At 73.1% G+C, this 16,346-nt stretch carries 12 protein-coding genes; 3 read left to right on the plus strand and 9 right to left on the minus strand.

Translation table 11 applies throughout. The features are described 5' to 3' along the window. Positions 1-20: 20 nt before the first annotated feature. From MRBLML1_RS07050 to MRBLML1_RS07065, 4 genes are read right to left on the minus strand one after another with little or no spacing between them, the layout of a single operon-like run. Positions 21-6,164 (minus strand): Ig-like domain-containing protein, encoded by a 6,144-nt coding sequence (locus MRBLML1_RS07050; protein ID WP_364513464.1) that lies wholly within the window; start codon positions 6,162-6,164, stop codon positions 21-23. After that, positions 6,161-7,642 carry a serine/threonine-protein kinase gene (locus MRBLML1_RS07055; protein WP_364513467.1) on the minus strand — a complete coding sequence of 494 codons (1,482 nt, stop codon included), beginning with the start codon at positions 7,640-7,642 and terminating at the stop codon, positions 6,161-6,163. Before MRBLML1_RS07055 ends, MRBLML1_RS07050 begins: the two co-directional genes overlap by 4 nt. Then, positions 7,639-8,712 carry an FHA domain-containing protein gene (locus MRBLML1_RS07060; RefSeq protein ID WP_364513469.1) on the minus strand — a complete coding sequence of 358 codons (1,074 nt, stop codon included), beginning with the start codon at positions 8,710-8,712 and terminating at the stop codon, positions 7,639-7,641. Before MRBLML1_RS07060 ends, MRBLML1_RS07055 begins: the two co-directional genes overlap by 4 nt. Then, entirely contained in the window at positions 8,709-9,461 is a 753-nt protein-coding gene (locus MRBLML1_RS07065) for a PP2C family protein-serine/threonine phosphatase (protein WP_364513472.1), read from the minus strand. The genes MRBLML1_RS07060 and MRBLML1_RS07065 overlap by 4 nt, the downstream gene beginning before the upstream one ends. Before the next feature lie 171 nt (positions 9,462-9,632). On the opposite strand from MRBLML1_RS07065, the gene MRBLML1_RS07070 reads away from it, so the two are divergent. Next, complete coding sequence (locus MRBLML1_RS07070) at positions 9,633-10,004, plus strand: FKBP-type peptidyl-prolyl cis-trans isomerase (protein ID WP_278256386.1); 372 nt, start codon at positions 9,633-9,635, stop codon at positions 10,002-10,004. A 186-nt stretch (positions 10,005-10,190) separates the two neighbouring features. Here the strand turns inward: MRBLML1_RS07070 and MRBLML1_RS07075 are convergent, their stop codons facing one another. The 3 genes from MRBLML1_RS07075 to MRBLML1_RS07085 all read right to left on the minus strand — a co-directional run bounded on the left by MRBLML1_RS07075 (position 10,191) and on the right by MRBLML1_RS07085 (position 13,350). Next, entirely contained in the window at positions 10,191-10,478 is a 288-nt protein-coding gene (locus MRBLML1_RS07075; protein WP_364513475.1) for an RNA-binding S4 domain-containing protein, read from the minus strand. Further along, positions 10,478-11,737: a DUF445 domain-containing protein gene (locus MRBLML1_RS07080; protein WP_364513478.1), complete on the minus strand. Its 1,260-nt coding sequence runs from the start codon at positions 11,735-11,737 to the stop codon at positions 10,478-10,480. Before MRBLML1_RS07080 ends, MRBLML1_RS07075 begins: the two co-directional genes overlap by 1 nt. A 182-nt stretch (positions 11,738-11,919) precedes the next feature. Further along, the gene (locus MRBLML1_RS07085; RefSeq protein ID WP_364513480.1) at positions 11,920-13,350 is read right to left on the minus strand and encodes an MFS transporter; all 1,431 of its coding nucleotides are present in this window, start codon (positions 13,348-13,350) and stop codon (positions 11,920-11,922) included. 77 nt (positions 13,351-13,427) lie between these two features. On the opposite strand from MRBLML1_RS07085, the gene MRBLML1_RS07090 reads away from it, so the two are divergent. Continuing rightward, positions 13,428-14,021: a TetR/AcrR family transcriptional regulator gene (locus MRBLML1_RS07090; RefSeq protein WP_364513483.1), complete on the plus strand. Its 594-nt coding sequence runs from the start codon at positions 13,428-13,430 to the stop codon at positions 14,019-14,021. Beyond that, positions 14,018-14,662, plus strand: a complete 645-nt coding sequence (locus tag MRBLML1_RS07095; RefSeq protein ID WP_364513486.1) for a Pr6Pr family membrane protein — start codon at positions 14,018-14,020, stop codon at positions 14,660-14,662. The genes MRBLML1_RS07090 and MRBLML1_RS07095 overlap by 4 nt, the downstream gene beginning before the upstream one ends. A 53-nt stretch (positions 14,663-14,715) precedes the next feature. On the opposite strand, the gene sigJ is transcribed toward MRBLML1_RS07095, so the two are convergent. Together sigJ and MRBLML1_RS07105 are read right to left on the minus strand one after the other, a co-directional pair. Beyond that, on the minus strand, positions 14,716-15,609 hold the full coding sequence (sigJ, locus tag MRBLML1_RS07100; RefSeq protein ID WP_364513488.1) for an RNA polymerase sigma factor SigJ: 894 nt from the start codon (positions 15,607-15,609) through the stop codon (positions 14,716-14,718). After that, complete coding sequence (locus tag MRBLML1_RS07105) at positions 15,602-16,342, minus strand: SDR family oxidoreductase (protein WP_364513490.1); 741 nt, start codon at positions 16,340-16,342, stop codon at positions 15,602-15,604. Before MRBLML1_RS07105 ends, sigJ begins: the two co-directional genes overlap by 8 nt. Positions 16,343-16,346: the final 4 nt, after the last annotated feature.

Below are 16,346 nucleotides of genomic sequence, written 5' to 3' on the forward strand. Positions count from 1 at the left end.
GGATGTCCTTTCCGGACGGGCTAGCGCGAGATCGGGGGAACCGCGGGGTAGTCGGGGACGTTGATGGAGACGCTGCCGTTGCCGGTCAGCTGGCAGTTGTTGCCGCCGACCAGGTAGTTGAACGATCCGCGCACCGTCGTGCTGAGGTCGTCGGCGCAGTTCTTGCGGGAGAAGCCGCTGATGCTGGCCCCGATGCTCCGGTCCTCACGGATGAAGCCGTCGCCGCTGACGCGGGCCTGGCAGTAGCTGAAGATCGGGTTGCACTGGAACGTGAGGCTCAGCTGGCGGGCCCGCGACTTGCCGGTGAGCGTGGTGGCGGTGCTGTACTTCCGGTCGCCGTCGGCCGCCGAGACCGTGCGGGCCAGGATGGCCCGCTGGCTGTCGCCCGCCGGCACGTCGACCCGGTAGCGCTCGCCGGAGCGGGCGTCCTTCCAGGTCGCACCGTTGTCCTCGCTGTACTGGACGCCGGTGATCGGCTTGCCGTTCTCGTTGCCGGCCTGCAGCGGGATGTCGACGCTGTAGTAGTCCGAGCTCGTCGTGTCCCCGCCCGGCGGCGGGTCCGGCCGGCCCCAGGTCTCGATGCCCCCGAGCCCGTCGGTCTGCCCCTCGACCGCCCGGTCACCGTTGTAGGTCACGGCCCACACCTGGATCGAGTGCGTCCCGTTGTCGGGGAAGGTGACCAGCGTGCCACCGCCGCCCGGCGCCGAGGCGACGGTCGTGCGGTAGCCGGAGTTGGTCTCCACGACGTAGTGGTGGATCCGCAGGCCGCCGTCGTCGGCGGGGGCGTCCCACCCGATCCTGGCGGTCCGGTCCGCCGGGGACGCACCGACCTCGGTGAGGCCGCGCACGGGCCCGGCCTTGGTCCACGGCCGCCCGGACACGCTCGGGCTCTGGTCGCTGGCGCCGGCGTCGTTGACGGCGGCGATCGTGAAGGTCACCGTCTTGCCCTTGCTGATGCCGGCGTCGGTGTTGAAGACCTTCGAGGTCGTCGCGGCGTTAGAGATCGTGTACGTCGAGTCCCGGCAGCCGCTGCACTTGATGACGTAGCCGGTCACCGCGTTGCCGTTGCTCTGCGACTCCGACCACCGCGACCACTCGATCTTCACCCACGGCGACTGGGTGTAGACGTCGGCCTCGCTGGCCGTCAGCCGCGGGGCGATGCCCGAGCGCATCGGCAGGCCGAAGGGGGCCACCGCCTTGGAGGCTGCGGAGAACTCCCGGCGCGGCTCGACCTCGTTGACGGCGCGGATCTCGAAGGCGTACGACGCGCCGTTGGTCAGCCCGGCGATGACCTTCGAGGTCTCGCCGCCCGAGGCCTGCCAGGTGCGCCCGCTGCCGGCCTCCTTGATCTCGTACGACGTGATCTCCGAGCCCTCGTTGTTGGGCGGGGTCCAGCGCACGGTGAGCTGGCGGTCCATGCTGCCGCCGGTCGGCTTGGACTCGACGACGATCGTCGGCGGGGTCATCAGGTCCGGCGCCTTGTTGGGGGTGATCTCGGCCGAGGCCGGGCTCTCCTCGCCCCAGCCCTCGGAGTTCTTCGCGCGCACCGTGAAGGTGTAGGTCTCGCCCGGGTCCAGGCCCTCGAGCCGGCAGGTGGGGTTGACGCAGGTCTGGGTGAAGCCGTGGGACCCGCGGACCTCGTACTGCTCGATCGCGGCACCGTTGGCCTCCGGCTCGCGCCACGACAGCACGGCCGAGGAGGCCTCCACCGTGGACAGCGTCGGCTGCGCCGGGGCGCCGGGCACGTCGACGACGGTGACGGTGATCCGGGCCGGGACCTCGCGGGCCTTGTCGCCCGAGGCGTCGGCCACCATCACCCGGATCGTGGAGATGCCAGAGCTGGCCGTGCGGAAGGAGACCGTCGAGCCGCTCGCCTTGAGGTCGCTGATCCGGCCGGCCCCCTCGATCCGCGGGTCCTTGGCCTCCAGCGGCTCACCGGGGTAGGGGTTGACGGCGAAGTCGGAGATGTCGACCGACTTCTCCTCGTCCTTGCCGGCCGCCACCGCGATCGGCGGGATCTGCAGGAGCGGCCGGTCGCTGCCCACGACCCGGGCGGTGACCACGCCCTGGCCGGTCCCACCGTGCCCGTCGTCGGCCACGACCCGCACCCGCAGGCTGTCGCCGTCCTTGGCGCCGCCGCCGGCCTTGATCCGCACGATGCTCTCACCGGTCGGTACGTCGGCGGTCAGCCCGCTCTCGGCCGAGCTCACGCTGTAGGTCATCGACGCCAGGTCGTCCTCGTTGGCGTCGCTGGTCAGGCCGGCCAGGTCGACCTCCGCGGCGTCCCCGTCGAGGGTGACGTCCACGACCGCGTCGCGCATCGTGGGCGCGACGTTCTCCGTGGGCTTGACGTCGATCGGGATCGTGAGCAGCGAGGTCAGCGTCTCCTTGTCGGCCGGGGGGCCGTCCGCGACGTTGACCGTGAGCGAGGCCGGGCCGACGTAGCCCTTGTTGGGGGTGAAGGTCAACGAGGTCGGCGTGCCCTTGACCGGGGTGACCGTGCCGTTGACGGCGGTCGGCAGGCTGTCGGGCACGATCTGCGGCTCGCGACCGGCCCGGGTGACGACCAGGTCCTGCAGGTCGAGGGTCACCGCCTGGTCGACCGAGTCGTCGACGGGGACCTTGTCCTCGTCGGTGGTCAGCTGCGGCGGGACGTTCTCCGTGCCGGTGACGAAGATGACCCCGAACGTGCCGGTGGACTCGTCGTCGGCGTCGTCGAGCCGGTAGAGCACGACCTGGTCCTGCGCCTGGAGGGTGACCTCGACCTTGGAGTCGCCGTCGACGACCTCGCACTCGCCCTTGCTGCCCGCGTCGCAGCTGGTGACCTTCAGGTCCGCCTTCGCGCCGTCGAAGTCGAGGTCGTTGTCGAGGACCGGCACCTCGACCTTCTCCCCCGGGTCGCGGCCGATGATCTCGCCGAGCTCGGCGACGTCGTCGTGGGCGATCGGGGCGTAGAACGGAGCGTCCTTGCTGGCCCGCACCTTCAGCACGGCGTTGTCGCGGGCGCCCGCGGCGTCCTCGATGGTGTAGCCGACGTTGGTCGCCGCCGCCCCGTTGTCGGGGGCGTCGCCGACCTGCATCTCGATGAAGCCGTTCTCGTGCTTGGCCTTGGTGGTGCTGTTGAGCTCGGAGATGCGCAGCGGGTCGTCGTCGGGGTCGACGTCGTTGCCGAGCACGTTGTAGGAGATGGTCCGGTTCGGCTGGACCAGCACGTTGTCGTCGAGCGCGACGGGCGGCTGGTTCTCCTTCTCCACCGCGACCACGCCGACCCGGACCTCGGCGACGCCGGTGGCGCCGTACTTGTCCTGCACCAGGATCTGGAAGAAGTCGGTGCCGACCTTGCCGTCGAAGGCCTCGTAGCGGATCCAGTCCACCCCGGTGTCGAGCACCCGGCCCAGCGAGGGCGCGGTGAGGATGCTGCGGAAGGCCACCGAGTCGCCGTCGGGGTCGGCACCGGCGAGGTCGACCGAGATCACCTTGGGCCGCCCGCCGATGACCCGGTCGATGATCGGCTGCGGCAGCGGCGGGTGGTTGTTCTTCGCCGAGTCGGCGACGACGTAGATGCTCACCTCAGCGGTCGCCTTGAGCCCGTCGGTGTCGCGCACGCCGTAGATCACCGAGTAGGTGCCGGGCTTCTCCGGCGCCCGCAGCCGCAGCGTGTCGCCGGCGACCCAGACGTCGAGCTTCTGGTCGTTGGCGAGGTCGGACTGGAACAGCCGCGGCTTGCCGCCGTCGGGGTCGGAGTCGTTGGCCAGCACCGGGATCGTGGTCACCGAGCCGGCGCGGACGGTGACCTGGTCCTTGTTGGCCACCGGGTGCCGGTTGGCCTGGGTCGACTGACGCTGGGCGATGACCAGCGAGCCGGTGGTGGAGCTGCGGCCGTCGGAGACGACGTAGTCGACGGTGGCCTGGCGCCCGACGATGTCGGTCGCCGAGCTGACCACGGCCAGCCGCTTGTCGACGATGGAGACCTTCACGCCGGGAATGGAGGGGCGGCTGACCCGCTTGACGACGAGCACGTCACCGTCCGGGTCGAGGTCGTTGAGCAGCAGGTCGACCTGGGCGGTGCCGCCGGGCGTGATGACCGCCTTGTCGCGCACCGCGATCGGCGGCCGGTTGTCCTTCGGCGGCGACTCGATGTCGAGGCGGATGAAGGAGGTCTTGGTCGCCGACGAGTTGTAGGCGGAGTACTGCAGGTAGTAGCTCTTCGCCTTGGTCGAGGTGAAGGTGAAGGTGCCCGACTCCAGGTCCTTGGAGATGTCGGTGCCGCTGTCGTCGCCGACCACCTTGACGCTCTTGAGGGTGAGGTCCTTGCCCTCCGGGTTGCGGTCGTTGGTCAGCGGCTGGACGACGACGTGCGTGCCCGCGACGCCGGAGGCCAGGTCGGGCACGAGCTCCGGTGGTGCGGTGTCGCCGACGATGTTCACCGGCAGCTTGCCGGTGTAGGAGGCGACGCCGTCCTCGATCCGGTACTGGATCTCCGCGACCCGGCTGCCGCCGGTGCCGTTGTCGGTGAAGCTGATCGTCCCGTCGGGACGGAACTCCACCTCTCCCCCGCGCGCGGTCACCTCGGTGAGGGTGAGGTCGTCGCCGTCGTCGTCGTAGAAGTCGGCGAGCAGGTAGTAGTCCGCCGTCGCGCCCCGGGCGACCGTCAGCTCCGGCTTGCGGTCGGGCATCAGCTTGGGCTTGCTGTTCCGGTCGTTGCCGCGGATCTGCAGGCGCACCTGGGCCCAGCGCTCGTCGTTGACCTTGCCGTCGGTGACGTAGTAGCGGAAGACCGCGGTCCCCTCCGCGTCCGCCGGTACGGCGGCCTGGAGCTGGGTCCCGCCGCCGACGATCTTGACCTCGAGCTCCGGACCGCTGACGTACTGCGTCTTGGAGATGCTGATGATGTCGCCGTCGGGGTCGTGGTCGTTGAGCGCGACCACGGGCAGCACGGTCGAGCGCCCGGGCCGGGCGCCGAGGTCGTCGTTCTGCGGCTCCGGCGGACGGTTCTCCTGCTCGGGGACCTCGTCGGTGGTCTCCTTCAGCTTGGAGCGGTTCTCGTTCTGCGGGTCGACCGAGGGCCAGTTGTCGACCTTGGCCTTGCCGGGCTCCTGGACGAGCCAGGTGTCGCCGGTGACGACGTCGTTGAGCACCACCACGTCGCGGTTGACCCGGAACTGCAGCGAGGCGCCGGCCTGCATGTTCTGGATCGGCGCGGTGTCGTCGAAGTCGTCGTCGGGGCAGTCGCGCAGGTAGTTGTTGGTCGACCCGGGGTCGGCCCAGGCGGCGTAGACGCAGCCGGTGCTGTCGAGCACCACCGGTGCCGCGGGCCGGCCGGCCACGCTGCCGCGGCTGATCCGGTCCAGGGCACCTCCCTCGGGCGAGGTCCGGTAGAGGCCGTCGGCGGTCGCCAGGTAGAGGTCACCGTCGCCGGAGGGCTGCTGGAGCTCCACGGCGGTCAGGTCGGCGGTGTCGACGGTGACCGGGTCGGCGTCCGGGCGGAGCAGCTCACGGGAGCTGCGGTTGAAGAGCACGGGCGTGTCACCGACGACGCTCAGCGCCACCGACTTCGGGTCGGTGCCCAGGTTCTTGCCGAGCCGGTAACCGTCCCCGGCCACCGGGGCGCCGGTCTCGTCGAGGGTGAAGGTGCTGACCTTGCCGTCGCGGCCCAGCACGTAGGCGCGCCCGTCGGTGCCGACGGCCGCCGACAGCGCGTCCTTCAGGTCCGGGGTCTCGGACTTGGCCGAGAAGCCCGAGAGCCGGCTCGTCGGCCGCACCCAGGCCTTGCCGCTGACGTAGTCGACGATCGCGAAGGTGCTCCCGCCCTGGGCCACCACCGCGCCGGTGGGGAGCGCGGTCGGGTCCTCGACGCTCGCCCGGGCCACGTCGACCGGCTTGACCGAGCGGTCCGCGGAGGAGTCGTCGAGGAAGAGGCTCGTCGCCCGCTGGAAGATGTCGAAGTCGGCGCTCGCGGCGTCCACGCCGAGGTCGAGCTCCTGGATCTGCGGGTTCAGCCGCGCGGTCAGGCCCATCTCCCGGTTGGTGACCCAGACCCCGCCGTCGTTGAGGTCGACCTCGGTGAACGGCTTGCCGTCGTACTGGTAGGCCAGGACGACGAGGGCGCCGAGCACGAGGCTCAGCGCGGTCGCGGACGCGGTCCGCCGCCAACGGGTGATCACTGGCCCACCGCACAGACCTGCTGGGACGGCGGCGAGGGCTGGCTGCCCTCCCGCAGGAGGGAGACCTGCACGCAGACCGTGTCGTCGCGCTCGATGGTCATCGTGCGGCTGGTCTCGGAGATGTACTCCGGCGCGGACTGCTTCACCCCGTCGCCGGTGATCCGCACCTTGAACTCGTCGCCCGCGCGCGGGTCCGCGGCCTTCCAGCGGAAGGTCCACTTCGCGCCCTTGCCGGTCTTGCTCACCACGGGTGCCTCCGGGAGGTCGAACGGTTCGGCCGGGTCGGCGGGCTTCTCCCCGCGCAGGGTCCCTCCGCGCGGGTCCTCCTCGTCGCCGCCACCGGCCAGGACGGCCCAGCCGATGCCGCCGAGGACGAGCGCCGCCACGACGCCGACGGCGATCCGGCCGGCCAGGCCACGCCGTGGGGTGTCCGTGCGGCGCGGGCCGGTCCGCCCGGACGTGCCGCCGGTCGGGTGCGGGCCCGTGCCCGGCGTACGGGTCTGCTCGTCGAGGGCCGGCTGCAGCGGGCCCGAGCGCTGCTCGACGGCGGCCGGGATGATCACCGAGACCGGGCGCACCAGCGTGCGGGCGTCGTTGGGGTGCTCCTCGACCAGCGCCGACGGGGAGGCGTCCATGACCTCCAGCCGGGTCGGCGACTGGCGCAGCTCGATCTGGACGTCCTGCAGCTGGCGCCCGAGCACCATTGCCGAGACCTGCCGCTTCTCGATGTCGGTGGCCATCCCGCGGCGCAGCACCTCGACCAGGGAGGCCGGCACGTCGGGCCGGCGCAGCGGGGAGAGCTGACCGCGCTCGATGCGGCGCATCAGCTCGGCGTTCTCGTTGGAGGCGTCGCGGCGCTCGAACGGCGCGTGCCCGGCGAGCAGGGAGTAGAGCGTGGCGGCCAGCGAGTAGACGTCGCTGCGCACGTCGTGGCTGTCGGCCGAGAGCACCTCGGGCGGTGACCACGGGATGGACAGGCCCTGTCCGCTCGCACCGGCCTCCCCCACCACCGAGGCGATGCCGAAGTCGGTGAGCAGCGGGACACCGAAGGTGCTGGTGAGGATGTTGTGCGGCTTGATGTCGCGGTGCAGGATCCCGGCCCGGTGGGCGGTCTCGACGGCGCTGGCGATCTTGACGCCGATGTCGAGCACCTCGTCCACGCCGAGCGGGCTCACCCGGAAGCGCTGCGCCACGTGCGGCGGCGGGCAGAACTCCATGACCAGGAACGCCCGGCCGTCCGAGCTCACCCCGGCCTGGTAGATCGGCACGATCGAGGGGTGGTTGGACAGCTGGGCCATCACGTTGGCCTCGGCCCGGAAGAGCGCCAGCGCGCCCCGGTCGCTGCCGCTGCGCAGCACCTTGATCGCGACCTGCCGGGTCGGCAGCTCCTGCTGGTAGCGGAAGACGTCGGCGAAGCCGCCCTCGCCGACCATGTCGACGAAGGTGAAGCCCGGGATCTCCGGCGGCCGCAGGCTCATCCGTCCGCCCCCTGAGCCGGTACGACGGTCACGGTCAGCCCCTTGGACAGGGTGAGCACGTCGCCGATGGACAGCTCGGTGCGCACCCCGTGGTCGAGCGCCACCGGTGTGCGACCCGGTCGGGCCAGCAGGGTGCCGTTGGTGGAGACGTCGGTGACGGTCACCTTGCGCCCCTCGGAGGAGATCTCCAGGTGGGTGCTGGAGACGTAGGGGTCGTCGACGGTCACCAGCGCGGGCAGGTTGGCGCTGCCACCGACCTGCTGCACGCGGGGGCTGCGGCCGATGAGCACGCGACGGCGCACCTGCACCACGCGGCCGGTCGAGAGCAGCAGCGCCACGACCACCGGGGCGGGCGGTGCGGGCGGGGCGACGGCGGAGGCCGGGGCCTGGCCGGCGCGCAGCGCCTGGAGCTGGGCGGGGGTGATCGTGCGGCCGTCGTGCTCGGGCGACTCCGGCTCCCAGCCCGGCGGCGGACCCGAGGGCGGCGGGCCGGCGGGCACCAGCGGGGCCAGCACGGGCGGCGGCGGAGGGGGTGGCGCGGTCACGGGCGCGGCGGCGGGCTGCGGCACCCGGACCACGGTGTGCTCCTGGGGCGGCGGCGTGGGCGCCGGCTCGGGAACGACGGGAGCGGGCGGCGGGGCGGGCGCGCCGGCCGCGGGCCGGGGGCACCAGGTCACCCCAGCGCTGCGGACGACGCCGCCGGCGATCGGCAGCGCCGGCCCCGCGGCCGGTGCACCGAGCGGGGCGACCTCGACGGTGGCGCCGGCGGGCAGCGAGGCGGAGCCCTCGGCCCAGGTGGCGGCCTCGCGCCCGTCGAGCGCGAAGGTGCCGGCCCGCACCGCGAGCGGGCCGCGGACGACGACGTGGACCTCGCTCCCGTCGTACCGGACGACGGCGAAGTCGGGCAGCTCGGTCAGCGCGCCGCGGGAGAGCACCTCGACGACGGTGAGCGCCTCCAGGCCGCGCTCGGTCAGCGCGGCGACCTCGGCGAGCCGGTCGGCGGCGGCGAGGACGACCCCGTCGGGGGTGACCAGGGTGGCGAGCTCGCCGGGGACGTAGGTGGCCCTCATCCGGGGCCTCCGGGCGAGGGCAGGGTGTTCTCGTCGGCGGGGGCGACGCCGACGACGTCGACCACGACGACGGTGACGTTGTCGTGGCCACCCGCCGCGACCGCGGCCTCGACCAGCGTCGCGACCGTGCGGTCCGGGGCCGTGCCCTCGGAGAGGATGTGCAGGATCGCGGTGTCGGAGAGCTCCGAGTGCAGGCCGTCGGAGCACAGCAGCAGCCGCGAGCCCGGGACGGCCGGCACCAGCGAGAAGTCGGCCTCGGAGTCGGTGAGCGCGCCGATCGCGCGGGTGACGACGTGCCGCTCGGGGTGCGCGAGCGCCTCGTCACGGGAGATCTGTCCGGCGTCGATCAGCTCCTGGATCACCGAGTGGTCCTTGGAGATCTGCTCCAGCACGCCGTCGGCCAGGGAGTAGACCCGGGAGTCGCCGATGTTGGCCAGCAACCAGTAGCCGCGCCCGTCCTCGAGGACGTAGGCCGCCGCGACCAGGGTCGAGCCGGGGGCGGAGGTGAACTCCGAGGCCAGCGCGGCCACCCGGCGCTGAGCCGCGGCGATCGCCGCCTCCACGTCGCCGGGCTGCACGGTGCTCAGCGCGGCCAGCGGCTCGAACGACTCCGCCACCAGCCGGCTCGCGACGTCACCGCGGGCGTAGCCGCCCATGCCGTCGGCGACCAGGAAGACCGGCGGGGCGACCAGGGAGGAGTCCTCGTTGACGGTGCGCACCCGCCCGGGGTGGCTGCCGGCGGCGTACACCAGACCCGTGGCAGACTCCGGTGAGGACCAGGTCTCGGCCCCTGTGGCGTTGCCCCGCACCGATCCCCCCGAGACGCGTAAGTGCGCCCCACCCTTCCCGTGGGGTGCGCTGCGCGCAGCCTACCTTGCCCTGCCGCTGGCCAGGACCGGTTCCCGGCATAGGCTGGCGGGATGAGCCAGAAGCCTGAAGTCGACTTCGTCGACCCCACCCCGCCCACCGACCTCGTCATCACCGACCTGACCGTCGGCGACGGCGCCGAGGCCACCGCCGGCAGCACCGTCTCGGTGCACTACGTGGGCGTGGCCCACTCCACCGGTGAGGAGTTCGACGCGTCCTACAACCGCGGCGCCCCGCTGGACTTCCGCCTCGGCATCGGCCAGGTCATCCAGGGCTGGGACACCGGCGTGCAGGGGATGAAGGTCGGCGGCCGCCGCCAGCTCGTCATCCCGCCGCACCTGGGCTACGGCGACCGCGGCGCGGGTGGCGTCATCAAGCCGGGCGAGACGCTGATCTTCGTGGTGGACCTGCTCGACGTGAAGTAGTCGGCCGGCACGCGCGGGACGATGCCGGCCCGGAGCCGAAGGAAGCGAGGAACGAGCGACCGGAGGCGGAGGGAGGCGTCGTCTCGCGCGCCGGCTGGCTTGCCGCCAGGCGGCGGTGAGTCCTACGCGACGCGACCGCGAGGCCGGCAGCGTGGCGCGAGGCACGAGCGACACGCTCGGCCCAGATCACCAGGGCAGGTCGTCCGGGGCGTCGGAGTCCGACACCCGGGCGGCCTGCCCGGCCAGCTCCACCACGTCCCCGACGCGGAGCTGGCGCCCCCGGCGGGTGTCCACCTCGCCGTTGACCGTGACCAGCCCGTCGGCGATGACCGGCTTGGCCTCCGCCCCGGAGTCGACGAGGTTGGCGAGCTTGAGGAACTGACCGAGCCGGATCACCTCGTCGCGGATCGGTACGTCGACGGGGACCGGCCCCGTGGGCGGGGACTCCTTGCGCTTGCGGCCGAACACGCCCATCAGTGAATCATCACCGAGATCGTGTGGATGAGGACCCCCACCAGGCCGCCGACGATGGTGCCGTTGATCCGGATGAACTGCAGGTCGCGACCCACGTGCAGCTCGATGCGCTGAGCGGCCTCCTTGCCGTCCCAGCGCTCGATGGTGTGCGTGATCACGGCGGTCAGCTCGGCGCCGTAGCGCTCGACGGCGAAGACGGCGGCGTCGGCGGCCAGCCGGTCGATCCGGGCCCGCAGCCCGGCGTCGGAGCGCAGCCGCGCGGAGGCGGACTCGATCTCGGTGAGCAGCCGGCGTCGTACGGCGCCCTGGGGATCGTCGAGCGAGGTGAGCAGCGCCCGGCGCAGCGCCTGCCAGAGCGAGATGGCGGTCGCGATGACGGCCGGGTGGTCGAGCACCCGCTCCTTGAGCCGCTCGGCCCGGGCCTGGGTGGCGGCGTTCTCGAGCAGGTCCGCGGAGAGCTGGGTGAGCATCGAGTCGAGCGCCCGGCGGGCCCGGTGGTCGGGGTTGCTGCGGATCTCGCCGACCCAGCGGACCATCTCCAGGTGGAGGCGGCCGATGACGTAGGTGTTGACCGACTCCGGCGCCCACCAGGGCGCCCGCTCCCCGATCACCTCGTGCACGGTGTCGGGGTTGGCGATCAGCCAGTCGTGCATCTCCTCCAGCATCAGGTCGACCAGGCCGTGGTGCAGGTCGTCGCGCAGCGCCTCGGCGAGCAGGCCGCCGAGCAGCGGGGCGATCGGCTCCTCGCGGAAGCGCGGCACCAGGGCCTCGGTCACCAGTGCCTCGATGTGGTCGTCGCGCACCTTGCCGAGCGCGAGCGCGGCGATCTCGGAGCCCTCGGTGACGACCCGTTCGGCGTTGGCCGGCACGGCGAGCCAGTCCCCCGCCCGCTGCGCGATCTCCACGCCGAGCACCCGCTCGCGGATGATCTCCTCCTGCAGGAAGTTCTCCCCCACGAACTCCTCCAGGCCGCGGCCCAGCTCGTCCTTGCGCTTGGGGATCAGCGCGGTGTGCGGGATCGGCAGCCCCAGCGGGTGCTTGAAGAGCGCGGTCACCGCGAACCAGTCGGCGATGGCACCCACCATCGAGGCCTCGGCGCCGGCGTTCACGAAGCCCCAGGCGCCGTCCTCGCCGAGCGTGGCGACGTAGACCGCGGCGGCGAGCAGGAGCAGCGAGGCGGCGACCGTCCGCATCCGGCGCAGCGCGGACCGGCGCAGGTCGTCGGCGGCGGGGTCGGTGGAGATCAGCGGGCCGGACACCGCACCATCCTTGCGCAGAAAGGGGGAACGGCCTCGGTCTGTGCTCCGAGGCCGCTCCGTGCGTGTCGCGGAACCCCCCAGTCACCGCAACCTCGCACACCGGTCAACGAACCGGCGCGACGGAGGTTCCGGTTACCCGTGAATCGTTGTCGCGGCAAACGCAGATCCGATAACGCCCGCGCTCAGCCGGCCGCCGCGCTCTGCCGGCGCGGCACCAGGGCGGCGAGGACCACCCCGAGGAAGGCCGCGGCGGCGCCGACCACGAAGCAGATCCGGAAGGCGTCCGCGTCCGGGATCTCGTGGCCACCGAGGTTGATGGTCGCCGAGGTCAGGATCGCGGCCATGACCGCCGAGGAGACGCTGGTGCCGATCGAGCGCATGAGGCCGTTGATGCCCACGCCCGAGCCGGCCTCGGTGAGCGGGACCGACTCGAGGATGAGGGTCGGCATGGCGGCGTACCCGATCCCGATGCCGGCGGAGGTGATGCAGTTGGAGACGAGCAGCTGCCACGGGGCGTCGGTCAGGAAGATCGCGAAGACGTAGCCCAGGCCGAGCACGCCCGCCCCGATCATGAGGGTACGACGGGCGCCGAGCAGCCCGATGAGGCGACCCGAGACCGGGGAGAACGCCATCATCACCAGTCCGCCGGGGGCCATCCACAGGCCGGTCTCCAGCAGGCTCTGGCCCAGGCCGTAGCCAGTCGCCTCGGGCGACTGCAGCAACCGGGGCACGACGATGGCCTGGGCCATCATCCCGAAGCCGATCGCGATCGCGGCGACGTTGGTGAGCAGCACCGGGCGGCGGGCGGTGACCCGGAGGTCGCACAGCGGGTCCTCGACGCGCAGCTCGTAGCTGCCCCAGGCGAGGAGCACCAGCACGCCGGCGACGAGCAGGCCGATCGTGCGTCCGTGCGCCCAGCCCCACTCGTTGCCCTTGGAGACGGCGACGAGCAGCGCGACCAGGCCGGCGGCGAGACCGACGGCGCCGACCACGTCGAAGCGGCCGGGGACGGCGTCGCGCACGTGCGGGACGAGGAGGACCACGGCGGCCGCGACCAGCGCCGCGAGCACGGTGGAGACCCAGAACAGGGTGTGCCAGCTGAAGTCCTGGACGATCCAGGCCGACAGCGGCAGGCCGATGGCACCGCCCACGCCGAGGGTGGCGCTCATCGCGGCCATCCCGGTGGCGGCGTACTGCGGCGGGACGACCTCGCGCATCAGCGCGATGCCGACCGGGATGAAGCCCATCGCGAAGCCCTGCAGCACCCGGCCGGCGAGCATCGGCACCAGCGAGCTGCTGAGCGCGCACACGAGGGAACCGAGCACGAGCAGGACGGCGCTGACCATCAGCACCCGCTGCTTGCCGAACAGGTCGCCGAGGCGTCCGGAGATCGGCATCGCCACGGCGCCGGCGACCAGGGTCGCGGTGACCACCCAGGAGGCGTTCGCCTCGCTGGTGTGCAGCAGCAGGCCGAGCTCGCCCTGGATCGGGATCACCATGGTCTGGGTGAGCGCCGCGACCAGGCCGCCGAAGCAGAGCACGGCGACGGTCAGCAGCGGCGAGCCGATCCGGCCGGTGACGGCTGGCGCGGGGGCAGGGGTGGTCGAGGTCACGAGCGCTGAGTCAACGGCGTTGACCACGTGACTGTCAACACCGTTGACGCCCTCGCTCGATGGCCTACGGTTGCGGTGTGACGGAGACCTCCTCGCCGGCCCGGTCCGCGCCCGTGGACGAGAGCCACCTGCGCCCGGCCGGGCGGGCCACCCGGGCGGCCATCGAGGAGGCCGCGCGACGGCTGTTCGCCGAGCGCGGCTTCGACGCCTCGGTCCGCGCGATCGCCACCGAGGCCGGCGTCGACCCGGCCCTGGTGATCCGCCACTTCGGGTCCAAGGAGGCGCTCTTCCTGCGCTGCGTCGACACCGCCGGTGGCATCGGCGCCGTCCTCGACGGCCCGCTCGAGAGCGTCGGGCGCCGGCTCGTCGCCTACTTCCTCGACCCCGCGCGGCCGCTGCTGCGCCAGCGCTACCTCGCCCTGGCCCAGGCCGCGCACCTCGACCAGGTCCGCGAGGAGATGGTCCGGCACACCGCCGAGACGTACGTCGCCGCGCTCGCCCCCCGCTTGACCGGCGAGCACCGCGAGCTGCGGGTCGCGCTCGCCGTCGCCCAGCTCGGCGGGCTGCTCAACCTCGTCTTCCGGCAGGAGGACCCGATCGTCACCGGCGCCGCGACCGAGGACCTGGTCGCGCTCTACGGCGACGCCCTCCAGCGGATGCTGACCCCGTGACGCCTGCCCGGGCCTGGCACGGCGCCACCGCCGTCGTGGTCCTGGCCGCCCTGCTGCTCCAGCTCGGGCTGGTCCTGGACGGCGGCCGGGTGCTGGCGGAGGAGGACCAGCCCGGGCTCGGCATCCGGTTGGCCCGCCTGGTCGCCTACTTCACCATCCAGAGCAACGTCCTGGTCGCGATCGCCACGGTCCTGCTCGCCCTCGACCCCGGCCGCGACGGCGCCGCCTTCCGGTCGCTGCGCCTGGCGAGCACGGTCGGGATCACCGTGACCGGCCTGGTCCACTTCCTCCTGCTGCGCCCGCTGCTCGACCTCCAGGGCGCCGACTGGCTCGCCGACAAGCTGCTGCACGTGGCGGTGCCGCTGCTCGCGGTCGCCGGCTGGCTCGCCTTCGGCCCGCGGCCCCGCGTCGACGTACGCGCGGTCGTCTGGGCCTTCGCCTGGCCGATCGCCTGGTTGGCGGTGACCCTGGCCGTCGAGGCCGGCACGCACTGGGTGCCCTACCCGTTCCTCGACTTCCGCGAGAAGGGCTGGGGCCACGTCGCCGTCGTCAGCGCCGGCATCACCGTGCTCTTCGCCGCCCTGATCACCGGCCTCCGGTACGCCGACCGCCACCTCCCGCCGCGGCCCTCCTCGGGGTAGTCCCTGACGAAAAGCACTGATTTCGGACCCGGAAGCGTGCTTTTCGTCAGGGACTACCCCCGTCGAGGGTCCGCCGCCACCAGCTTCGCCGGCGCCCGGACGATGTCGATCCGGCGCACCCGCTCCCCCACGACGGTCAGCAGCACCAGCGAGGTCAGCACCCCCTCCTGACGTACGGCGATGGCGGGCAGCCCGTTGGCGAGCACCAGGTCGACCTCGGCCTCCGCGGCGACGTACTTGGTGACGAGGCCGCTCAGGAAGCGCGCGGCCCGGTCCGCGCCGAGCACCGGCCGGCGCGCCGAGCTCACCACACCGCCGCCGTCGGAGGTGAGCACCACGTCCGGGTCGAGCGTCGCGACGAGCGCGGCCAGGTCGCCGCCCGCGGCGGCCGCGAGGAACCGGCCGAGCACCTCCTCGTGGGCGCTCCGGTCGACCTCGAAGCGCGGCGCGTGCGCGGCGAGGTGCGCCCGGGCGCGGGAGGCGAGCTGGCGCACGGCGGCGGGGGTGCGGCCCACGACGGTGGCGACCTCGGGGAAGCCCATCGCGAAGACGTCGTGCAGCACGAACGCCGTCCGCTCGGCCGGCGAGAGCGACTCCAGCACCACGAGCAGGGCGTAGCCCACGGTCTCGTCGAGGGTGACCCGGTCGGCCGGGTCGGCCGGGTCGGCGGCGACGAAGGGCTCGGGGAGCCACGGGCCGACGTACTCCTCGCGGCGCACCCGCGCCGAGCGCAGCACGTCGGTCGCGGCCCGCGCCACGGCGACGGTCAGCCAGCCGGTGAGGTCGCGGACCGGCTCGCGGGCATCGGCCTCGACCAGCCGGGTCCAGCAGTCGGCGACGACGTCCTCGGCCTCCACGCGCGAGCCGAGGATCGCGTAGGCGACACGGACCATCCGTGGCCGCAGCGCGTCGTACTCCCGCGCGAGCAGCGCCTGGCGCTCAGCCACGCGCCCAGGCGTCGAAGGTCTGCGCGCCCAGCCTCGCGCCCCGGCCGGGCAGCAGGCCGCCGTCCTTCACCTGGCGGCCGGTCGCCCCCACCATCGGCACCGGTACGACGAGGCGCCGCGACCCGCGCCGGCGCAGCTCGCGCCGGACCAGCCGGTCCATCCGTTCCGGCTGCGGCCCGCCGAGGTCCGGCGCGAGGCCGGCCGGCTCGGCGAGGGCGCACGCGACGAGCGCCGCGGCGACCTCGGCCGCCGCGACCGGCTGGCTCAGCATCCGCGGCGCGATCGCCAACGGGCCCGGGCTGCGGTCGATCAGCTGCCCGGCGAACTCGTGGAACTGGGTGGCCCGCAGGACCGTCCACGGCACCGGGCCGGCCGCGACCAGCTCCTCCTGGCGGCGCTTGCCGAGGTAGTAGGGCAGGTCGACGCGGTCGCAGCCCACGATGGAGAGCGCCACGTGGTGGCGCACCCCGGCCCGCTCCCCCGCCGCGAGCAGGTGCCCGGTCGCGGCCTCGAAGAAGGCGACCGACGTGGCGCCGCTCATGGTCTCCACGTTGCTGGCGTCGATGACGGCGGACACGCCCGTCAGGGCGTCGTCCAGGCCGGCTCCGGTGGTCAGGTCGACCCCGGCGGAGCGGGCGATCACGACGGGTGTGGCGCCCGCGCGGCGTACCTCCTCGGTGACCAGGCGGCCCACCAGCCCGGTGCCTCCTGCGACGGCGATCAAGGTGTCCATGGCA

It is taken from the genome of Nocardioides sp. LML1-1-1.1 (assembly GCF_040676175.1).
GTDB lineage: Bacteria > Actinomycetota > Actinomycetes > Propionibacteriales > Nocardioidaceae > Nocardioides.